General features: G+C 71.1%; 8 protein-coding genes. 2 read left to right on the top strand and 6 right to left on the bottom strand.

Annotated features, from left to right (window positions below):
* Positions 1 to 138 precede the first annotated feature (138 nt).
* Positions 139 to 972 (bottom strand): aldo/keto reductase, encoded by an 834-nt coding sequence (locus tag ASE87_RS06990; protein WP_043596643.1) that lies wholly within the window; start codon positions 970 to 972, stop codon positions 139 to 141.
* The gene (locus ASE87_RS06985) at positions 972 to 1,346 is read right to left on the bottom strand and encodes an FKBP-type peptidyl-prolyl cis-trans isomerase (RefSeq protein ID WP_056227203.1); all 375 of its coding nucleotides are present in this window, start codon (positions 1,344 to 1,346) and stop codon (positions 972 to 974) included. Before ASE87_RS06985 ends, ASE87_RS06990 begins: the two co-directional genes overlap by 1 nt.
* A gap of 263 nt (positions 1,347 to 1,609) precedes the next feature.
* On the opposite strand from ASE87_RS06985, the gene ASE87_RS06980 reads away from it, so the two are divergent.
* Positions 1,610 to 2,950 carry an MFS transporter gene (locus tag ASE87_RS06980; protein WP_235472232.1) on the top strand — a complete coding sequence of 447 codons (1,341 nt, stop codon included), beginning with the start codon at positions 1,610 to 1,612 and terminating at the stop codon, positions 2,948 to 2,950.
* Positions 2,951 to 3,017: 67 nt separating this feature from the next.
* Here the strand turns inward: ASE87_RS06980 and ASE87_RS06975 are convergent, their stop codons facing one another.
* Positions 3,018 to 4,394, bottom strand: a complete 1,377-nt coding sequence (locus tag ASE87_RS06975; RefSeq protein ID WP_082452452.1) for a PrsW family intramembrane metalloprotease — start codon at positions 4,392 to 4,394, stop codon at positions 3,018 to 3,020.
* Positions 4,395 to 4,478: 84 nt separating this feature from the next.
* Here ASE87_RS06975 and ASE87_RS06970 point away from each other — a divergent pair, with 84 nt between their 5' ends.
* Positions 4,479 to 5,612, top strand: a complete 1,134-nt coding sequence (locus ASE87_RS06970; RefSeq protein WP_082452451.1) for a YihY/virulence factor BrkB family protein — start codon at positions 4,479 to 4,481, stop codon at positions 5,610 to 5,612.
* A 67-nt stretch (positions 5,613 to 5,679) separates the two neighbouring features.
* Here ASE87_RS06970 and ASE87_RS06965 read toward each other — a convergent pair whose 3' ends face one another.
* From ASE87_RS06965 to ASE87_RS06955, 3 genes are all read right to left on the bottom strand, one after another.
* Positions 5,680 to 7,197 (bottom strand): aspartate ammonia-lyase, encoded by a 1,518-nt coding sequence (locus ASE87_RS06965; protein WP_056227084.1) that lies wholly within the window; start codon positions 7,195 to 7,197, stop codon positions 5,680 to 5,682.
* Positions 7,198 to 7,358: 161 nt separating this feature from the next.
* Positions 7,359 to 7,568 (bottom strand): hypothetical protein, encoded by a 210-nt coding sequence (locus ASE87_RS06960; protein ID WP_043596441.1) that lies wholly within the window; start codon positions 7,566 to 7,568, stop codon positions 7,359 to 7,361.
* Positions 7,568 to 8,848, bottom strand: a complete 1,281-nt coding sequence (locus ASE87_RS06955) for an inorganic phosphate transporter (protein ID WP_082060131.1) — start codon at positions 8,846 to 8,848, stop codon at positions 7,568 to 7,570. Before ASE87_RS06955 ends, ASE87_RS06960 begins: the two co-directional genes overlap by 1 nt.
* Positions 8,849 to 8,956 lie beyond the last annotated feature (108 nt).

Here is an 8,956-nt window from a genome sequence, read left to right as displayed (position 1 = left end):
CCCTTCGGGAAAAGTCGGCACGCCAGTCTAGCTTCCGGCCACCGACGCCGAGGCCCCGAATCGGTCCGAGGACGCAGGAGGCGCGCTCGTCCTCGACGGGACGAGCGCGCCTCCTGGGGTGGTCGCGTCGGAGCCGGGTCAGAACTCTTCGTGGGTCAGCGGGTCGCCGTCCCACAGCCGACCGCGCTCGAGGCCGCTGATGGACTCGACCTCGTCGGGCGTGAGCTCGAAGTCGAAGACGTCGAGGTTCTCGCGCTGACGACCGGCGTCGGCCGACTTCGGCACGGGGACCGCGCCGAGCTGGACGTGCCAGCGGAGGACGACCTGGGTGGGCGTCTTGCCGTGGGCCCGCGCGATGTCGGTGACCCGCGCCTCCGTCAGGAGTTCGCTCTGCTTCGCGAGCGGGCTCCAGCTCTCGGTGACGATGCCCATGCTCTCGTGCACGGCACGCAGCTCGGCCTGGGGGAAGTACGGGTGCAACTCGATCTGGTTGACCGCGGGCACCACACCCGTCTCGTCGGCGACGCGCTGCAGGTGCTCGGCCGTGAAGTTCGAGACGCCGACCGAGCCGACGAGGCCGTCTTCCTGCAACCGGACGAAGGCCTTGAACGCCTCGACGTACTTGTCGATGCGCGGGAGGGGCCAGTGGATCAGGTAGAGGTCGACGAAGTCGAGGCCGAGGTTCGACCGGCTCTCGTCGAAGCTCGCCAGGGCCTCGTCGAATCCGTGGTGTCGGCCGGGCAACTTCGTCGTGACGACCAGGTCGTCACGGGGCACGTCGGTCTCGCGGATCGCCGCCCCGACGGCTGCCTCGTTGCCGTAGTTCAGCGCCGTGTCGAGCAGACGGTAGCCCGACGAGATCGCCTGGACGACCTGGGCCGTGCCCTCGTCGCCGTTCAGGCCGTAGGTGCCGAGGCCGAGCTGGGGCAGGGTGCGCCCGTCGTTGAGGCCGACCGAGGGGGCGACCGTCATCAGCTGACGCCGAGCAGGTCGATGACGAAGATCAACGTCTTGCCCGAGAGCGGGTGACCGCCGCCGGTGGGGCCGTAGGCCAGGTGGGGCGGCACGACGAGCTCGCGGCGTCCGCCGACCTTCATGCCGGGGATGCCCTCCTGCCAACCACGGACCAGGGCCTGCAGCGGGAAGTTGATGGCCTCGCCACGGCTCCAGGACGAGTCGAACTCCTCGCCGGAGTCGTGCTCGACGCCGAGGTAGTGGACGTTGACGGTCGAGCCGGACTGGGCCTCGGCTCCGTCGCCGACGGTGATGTCGGTGATCGTCAGCTCGGTGGGGGCGGGGCCGGTCGGGGCGTCGATCTCGGGCTTGGTCTGGGGATCGTGAGTCATGCCGACCATCCAACCACCGACGAGCCGAGGGGGCGGGTCGGCCACTCGCGTCCTCCCTGCGAGGCTCGAGGAGCCGACCCGACATCCGCACCGAGATGACGTCATCGATGCGAACACATGGACGCTACTCCGACGGTGACGGGACGCCAAATCGATCGACCACCGACGCGGTCGGGGCGGGGCCCGGGCGGACCCGGCGCGGCACCGACCTCGGCGGGCGGCACGGGCCTGCGGGAATGTGCACGATCGGCAAGACTGGCAGCTTGTCCGCCACCCCGCCTCCGCCTCCGCCGTCCGATCCCGCCGCGACCGTCCGTCGCCCGCTGTTCGTCGACGTCACCCCGCTGCGGACGAGCCCGGCCTTCGCCCGCCTCTTCGCGGGGAGCGCGATCAGTGGCATCGGGACGCAGCTCACGCTCGTCGCCGTCGGACTCGAGATCTTCGAGATCACCCGGTCGACCTTCGCCGTCGCGCTCGTCGGCGTCGTCTCGCTCGTGCCGATGATCCTGGCCGGCCTCTACGGCGGCATGCTCGCCGACGCCTTCGACCGGCGGAAGGTCGCGCTCGTCGCCGCCGTCTTCGCCTGGCTCTCGACCGCGGCCATCGCGTTGCACGCCTACCTCGGGCTGCACGAGGTGTGGCTGCTCTACCTCTTGACCACGGTCAACGCCGTGGCGGGCACGATGATCGCGACCTCGCGCGCCTCGATCGTGCCGCGCCTCCTCCCCCGCGAGCTGCTGCCTGCCGCGTCCGCCCTGAGCGGCATCAGCATGGGTCTCATGCTGACCGTGGGGCCCGCCCTGGCCGGCGTGCTGGTGGCGAGCGTGGGGTTCCCGCTGACCTACACGGTCGACGTCGTGCTGTTCTCGACGGCGTTCCTCGGGATCGTCACGCTGCCCCCGATCCGGCCCGAGGGCGAGACCCAACGTCCGGGGCTCGAGTCGTTGCGCTTCGGCCTGGCGTTCCTGAAGCGGTCGCCGAACATCCGGACGACCTTCGTCATGGACGTCGTGGCGATGACGTTCGGCATGCCCCGCGTGCTCTACCCGGTGGTCGGCACGCTCGTGATCGGAGGAGGCGCGGTGACGGTCGGCGTCCTCTCCGCCTCGTTCGCGGTGGGGGCGCTGCTGAGCAGCGTCTTCTCGGGACGCCTCGGCCACGTGCGCCGACAGGGCGTCGCCGTGCGGTGGGCGATCACCGCCTACGGGCTCTGCATCGCCGCGTTCGGCGTCGTGCTGCTCGTGACGCCGGCCCACGGCGGTGACGTCACGGCGGGACTCGACCAGGCGAACCTCGTCGCCCTCGGCGGGGCCGCCCTCGCGCTGGCCGGAGCGGGTGCGAGCGACAACGTGAGCTCGATCTTCCGGTCGACCATCCTGCAGTCGGCCGCGCCCGACGCCATGCGGGGTCGCCTCCAGGGGATCTTCATCGTGGTGGTCACGGGCGGCCCCCGGGTCGGGGACCTGTTCGTCGGACTCGTCGCGGGCATCGCCGTCTTCTGGCCGCCCCTGCTCGGCGGTCTGTTGGTCGTCGCCCTCGTCGCCCTCGTGGCCCGGCTGACGCCCGCGTTCGGACGCTACGACGCCGAGGCGCCGACGCCCTGACCCGAGTCGTCGGGGGCCGTCGTCGCGGCGACGGCACCCGGGGCGAGAGGACTCGCGGAGGTGCAGGTCACCAACCGGGGCCGGACTGCGACGACCCGGGGTGCTGCGGCACCTGCGGCGGCCACCCCGGGTGCTGGGGGTACCCGACGAACGCCGTCGGCGGAGCCTGCAGGGCGACGCGACTCGCGGTCAGGGCCTGCAGCAGCTCGGCCTCGTCGCGCTGGACGGCCTCGTCGAGCGCGCGGCGGCCCTTCACCAGCCGCTGGCGGGTGAAGGCGAGGCGCGTCGCGTTCGAGATGAAGACCTTCATGGCGGGTCGGATGCCCCGGGACGCCGCCCACGACCGCGCGCGGCGGCGACCGGCGCTCGACGAGAGCATGCCGACCTCGTCGGCGCTGAACCAGCCCACGGCGGCGTACTCGGCGAGACGGTCGTGGGTGACCCTCCGCTCGTTGCGTCGCAGGAACACCACGAGCAGCACCATGGCCACGAAGATCGGCACCTGCACGAGCAGGTAGTAGACGAAGAAGCCGTCGCCGACCACGAAGAGGGCACCGTTCCAGAGCGCGTGCAGCCCCGCCGCGGGGACGAGGCCGACGAAGAACCAGCCGATCGCGCCGTACGGACCCGTCCGCCGTGCCGCGAGGCCGAGGGCGAAGCCCGTGCAGGCCGTATACATGACGTGGGCGAACGGCGACATCAGGGCGCGGACGAAGAAGACGTAGGCGAGGCCCTGGCTGCCCGTCGCCAGGTCTTCCCCGACCTGCAGGGCGAAGTACTGGATGTTCTCGACGAAGGCGAAGCCCGCCGCGACCGTCGCCGCGTAGACGATGCCGTCGACCGGGCCGTCGAAGTGGCGTCGGAAGATCCACAGGACCAGCAGCACGCCGAGCCCCTTGGCCCCCTCTTCGACGAGGGGCGCCTGGACCACGGCCCCGAGCACGTCCTCGAGCCCGCTCGAGCGGACCCCGAGCACCGACCGCGCCGTCGTGAGGGCGATGTCGACGATCAGTGCGGTGCCGACCGCGACCGCCGCACCCCAGAGGAAGGCGAAGAGCAGCGCCACGCGCGGCTCGGGCTCCCAGCGGTCGACCAACCAGATGCCGACCAGGACGATGGCCAACGGGACGAAGGCGAGCAGGCTCCCGGCCAGCAGGACGGCGGGCTGGACGAAGATCAGGAAGTACAGGCCGACGGCCAGGGCGAAGGTGCCGATCACGGTGAAGCCGACGGCGAGCGCCACGGCACTGGCCACCCGGCGGCGAGGCGTCGGCTGGACGAAGACCGGCTGCACGGGGTACCAGACCGGCTCGGGGTTGACCGCGGGAGCATGCGCCGACCACCCGGGAGCGGCCCCCGGGGTGACGGAGGAGGGGCCGGCGTACGGCGTCAGCGGGCGGCCGTACGCGTCGTGTCCGACGCCGCGGGGATCGGACCAGGTCATCCCCCGACCCTACGGGCTGACGCCGGGGTCGGCGCAGCCTGCGGGCCTGCCCCGACGAGCCGGACGGCCCGGTAATCTCGCAGGATGGCCTCGACGCGTTCCCTACCCGAGGACCCGTCGCTGGTCCGGTACGTTGTGATGCGGGTCTGGCACGATTTCCTGCGCCATCGCACCATCGACGCGGCCGGGTCGCTCACCTTCTTCTCGATGCTCGCCCTGGTGCCCGGCGCACTCGCCCTGGTCTCGGGGGTCGCGCTGTTCGTCGACGACGGTGACGCCGTGGACGAGATCCTCTCGGTGGCCCGGTACGTCCTCACCCCCGACGCGATCGACACCCTGCGCTGGCCGCTCGAACAGATGCTCAGCCTGTCGAACCCCGGCGTCGCGTTCGGCATCGGCCTCTGGCTCACGCTGTGGTCGCTGTCGGCCTACACGACGGCGTTCGGGCGGGCCATGAACACGGCCTACGAGGTCGAGGAGGGGCGCCGCATCTGGAAGTTCCGCGGCCACATGATGATCGTCACGCTCGTGCTGATGGTGTCGTTCGCCGTCATCGCCGTCATCTTGCTGGTGACGCCCACGTTGAGCGACGCGGTGGCCGCACGCTTCGGCATCGGCCGCCCCTGGACCGACCTCTACAACATCGCCAAGTGGCCGGTGCTCGTCGCCCTGGCCGTGCTGTCGGTCGCGATGCTCTACTTCTTCACGCCCAACGTGCGGCCTCCGCGCCTGCGCTGGGTGTCGTACGGGGCCATGGTCGCCCTCGGCGGCTGGGCGCTCGCCACGGTCGGCTTCGCGGTCTACGTCGCGACGGTGTCGAACTACGACCGCTTCTACGGCTGGGTGGGCGGCGTCGTGGTCGTGTTGCTCTACGCGTACATCAGCAATTTCGTGCTCGTCATCGGCGGTGAGCTCGACAGCGAGATCCTGCGGATGCGTCAGCTCCGTCGCGGGGTGCAGGCCGAAGAGGTCATCCCCCTGCCGCTCCGTGACACCGCGCGCAACCACATCCTGGCTCGCAACCTCGCGTGGGACGTCCGGGTGGGCCGGGCGATCCGCGAGCGTGCCCTGCGCGAGAACGGCGGCGTGCTCGAACCCGACGAACTCCGGCGCGTCCACCTCCGGGGTGATCGAGACCGGCCGGCCGACGAACGGCCGCCGGCCGCGCAACGCGCCGACCAGGTCGACCCGAGCACCCACGCCCCCTCGACGTCCTAGAGGCGCGGACCTTCAGGAGGCGCGGTGCCCGGCCGCACGACACCGCGCCTCCTGCGCGATGGTCGCGTCAGCCGGCGGTCTCGTCGCCCGGGTTGCGGGCGCCCGTCGTGTTGGCCGCCCGGGCCACCGCCGCGGCGGGGTCGTCGACATCGATGATCGTGATCGCGCTGGTGATCGGCGCCAGCCCCGAGAGGCGGGCGGGCGAGAGCACCTTGCGCACCTGCTCGTCGGTCATGAGGCCGGCCGCGACGACGAGCGGCGCGATCGCCGCGTTGGTGGTCAGCGCGGTGTGCGCGATCGCCGCCGCCGCCGTGTAGCCGATGTAGGGCGTGAGCGCCGTGACGCTGCCGACGTTCGTCTCGACCTGCTGGGTCAGGCGGGCGCGGTTCGCCTCGATGCCGTCGACGCAGTTGATCCGCAGCGTCTGGCAGGCGTAGGTCATCCACTGCAGGCTCTGCATGACCGAGTGGGTGATTACGGGCTCGAACGCGTTGAGCTGCAGCTGCCCGGCCTCGGCGGCCATCGTGACCGTGACGTCGGCCCCGGCCACCGAGAACGCGACCTGGTTGACCACCTCGGGGATCACCGGGTTCACCTTGCCCGGCATGATCGACGACCCGGCCTGGCGCGGCGGCAGCGTGATCTCGCTGATGCCGGCCTGCGGGCCCGACGACAGCAGTCGCAGGTCGTTGCAGATCTTCGACAACTTGATCGCGCTGCGCTTCAGGGCGCCGCTCAACGTCATGAAGACGCCCGTGTCGCTCGTCGCCTCGATGAGGTCGGGGGCGGTGACGAGGTCCATGCCCGAGAGCGTGCTGAGGTGGCGGCGGACGGCGTCTGCGTAGAGCGGGTCGGCCGTGATGCCCGTGCCGATGGCCGTGGCACCGAGGTTGATCTCGCCGAGCAACGGCACCACGTCGCGCAGTCGCTGGACGTCTTCGGCGAGGGTGTGCGCGAAGCCCGTGAACTCTTGCCCGAGGGTCATGGGCACGGCGTCCTGCAGCTGGGTGCGACCGACCTTCAGCACGTCGTGGAACTCGGCGCCCTTGGCGGCGAACGAGTCGGCGAGCAGGTCGAGCTCGACGAGGAGGCGGCGCAGGGTGAGCACCATCGCGATCTTGATCGAGGTGGGGTAGGTGTCGTTGGTGCTCTGGCTGCGGTTGACGTCGTCGATCGGGTGCAGGTGGCGGTACTCGCCCTTGGCGTGGCCGAGCAGCTCGAGGGCGCGGTTGGCGATGACCTCGTTGCTGTTCATGTTCGTCGACGTGCCGGCACCGCCCTGGATGACCCCCACGGCGAACTGGTCGTGCAGCGCGCCGCCGCGGATCTCTTCGCAGGCGCGTTCGATGGCCTCGGCCTTGACCGGGTCGAGGACACCGATCTCGACGTTGGCGCGGGCCGCCGCCTGCTTCACGAGCGCGAGAGCGGTGACGAGGTCGGGGTAGACCGAGATCGGCCGCTGCGAGATCGGGAAGTTCTCGAGCGCCCGGGCGGTGTGGATGCCCCAGTAGACGTCGGCGGGGACCTCTCGGCTGCCCAGCGAATCGGTCTCGGTGCGGGTCGGTGCTGCTGTCTCGGTCGTCACTTGTGGTGCGCCTCCGTCGTCAGTCGGGGCCCGGTCGTCGTCGACCGGACGCTTCCGTCGACCCTACCGGCGGGACGGCGGACGGGTCCCTCCCGGGGAGGCGCGGCTCGGTCGCCCGGGACGAGCCCGCCCCGGGGGACGAGACGACCCGAGAGGGCCGGTCAGCGGTGAAAGCCCGGGACGATCAGGTAGATGCCGTACAGCACGCCGAGGGCGCAGACCACGAAGCAGGCGTACCCGGCGGCGGTGCGGACGGGCGTCCGGCCCTCGACGGTCAGGAGGCGCAGGCCGAACGAGTAGAGCGAGACGAGGGCGGCGGCGGAGAAGAGCGCGACGAGGGCCACCACGACGAAGGCGGACCAGTCGATCATCAGCGCACCTCGTCATCGGCCGGCGCCGTGCCGCGGGGGGCGGGGACGGGCTCGGGTGGGTCGTCCATCCGGACGAAGGGGGCCTCGACGCCGGACGCCGGGGTGTCGACGCGGCCCTTGCGGACGGCTCGCCGGGCACGACGACGCGAGAGCACCGAGGTGGCCGCGACGTCGACCTCGATGGCCGAGCCCTGGTCGTGCGGTCGACGGCGGGAGAGGACGAAGATGCCGGCGATGACGACCGCGCCGACGACGGCGTCGATCACGAGTCCCGTGACGCCCAGCGTGGCGATGAGCGCCGCGACGGCACCGACGGCCGCCGAGGCGGGCAGCGTGATGAACCAGGCCACGACGATCTTGCCGGCCGTGCCCCACTGGATCTTCGAGCCGCGGCGTCCGAGGCCGGCGCCGATGATCGATCCGCTCGCGACCTGCGTCGTCGACAAAGCGAAGCCCAGGTGGCTCGAGGCCAACACGGTCGCGGTGGTCGACGCCTCGGCCGAGAAGCCCTGCGTGGGCTTGACCTCGGTGAGGCCGCCGCCCATCGTCTGGATGATGCGCCAGCCGCCCGTGTACGTGCCCAGCGCGATGGCGAAGGCGCAGACCACGACGACCCAGAAGGGCGGGCCGGAGTCGGGCGTGAGCAGCCCGCCCGCGATGAGCGTGAGCGTGATGACGCCCATGGTCTTCTGCGCGTCGTTCGTGCCGTGTGCCAGGGCGACGAGGGACGACGTGAAGATCTGGCCGTAGCGGAAGCCGCCCCGCTCGCTCTTGTCGTCACGGCGTCGGGTGATCGTGTAGGCGAGACGCGTGGCGGTGTACCCCACGACGCCGGCGATCAACGGCGCGAGCAGGGCGGGCAGCACGACCTTCGACAACACGACGCCGAAGTCCACCGACCCCATGCCGGCACCGACGATCGCCGCGCCGATCAACCCGCCGAACAGGGCGTGCGACGAGCTGGACGGCAATCCGCGCAGCCATGTGAACATGTTCCAGACGACGGCGCCGATGAGGCCGGCGAAGATCATCTCGGGGGTGATCTGCACCCCGCCGTCGCCCTCACGGATGATGCCGCCCGAGACGGTCCTGGCGACCTCGGTGCTGAGGAACGCCCCGACCAGGTTGAGGATCGCGGCCACCGTGACGGCGACCTTGGGCTTCATCGCTCCGGTCGCGATCGGTGTCGCCATGGCGTTGGCCGTGTCGTGGAACCCGTTCGTGAAGTCGAAGAAGAGAGCCAGCGCGATGACCAGGACGACGATGAGAGTGATGTCCACCGGCCTGAGTGTCACAGCTGGGTGGACGCGGGTCAACTCGGCGGTGACCTGCGGGGTACATCCCGGTGAACGATGGGTGACGCCGGCCTTCGCACAGGCGGGGGAACG

Source organism: Frigoribacterium sp. Leaf44 (genome assembly GCF_001421865.1).
Classification (GTDB): Bacteria; Actinomycetota; Actinomycetes; order Actinomycetales; family Microbacteriaceae; genus Frigoribacterium.
The sequence above is the reverse complement of the archived record's forward strand: the minus strand, read 5'-3'. Positions and strand labels throughout refer to the sequence as shown.

Excerpts from the sequence above, each read along its gene's own strand:
- ASE87_RS06970 (WP_082452451.1), top strand. The coding sequence starts at position 4,479 with ATGGCCTCGACGCGTTCCCTACCCGAGGACCCGTCGCTGGTCCGGTAC.
- ASE87_RS06975 (WP_082452452.1), bottom strand. The coding sequence starts at position 4,394 with ATGACCTGGTCCGATCCCCGCGGCGTCGGACACGACGCGTACGGCCGC.
- ASE87_RS06990 (WP_043596643.1), bottom strand. The coding sequence starts at position 972 with ATGACGGTCGCCCCCTCGGTCGGCCTCAACGACGGGCGCACCCTGCCC.
- ASE87_RS06960 (WP_043596441.1), bottom strand. The coding sequence starts at position 7,568 with ATGATCGACTGGTCCGCCTTCGTCGTGGTGGCCCTCGTCGCGCTCTTC.
- ASE87_RS06985 (WP_056227203.1), bottom strand. The coding sequence starts at position 1,346 with ATGACTCACGATCCCCAGACCAAGCCCGAGATCGACGCCCCGACCGGC.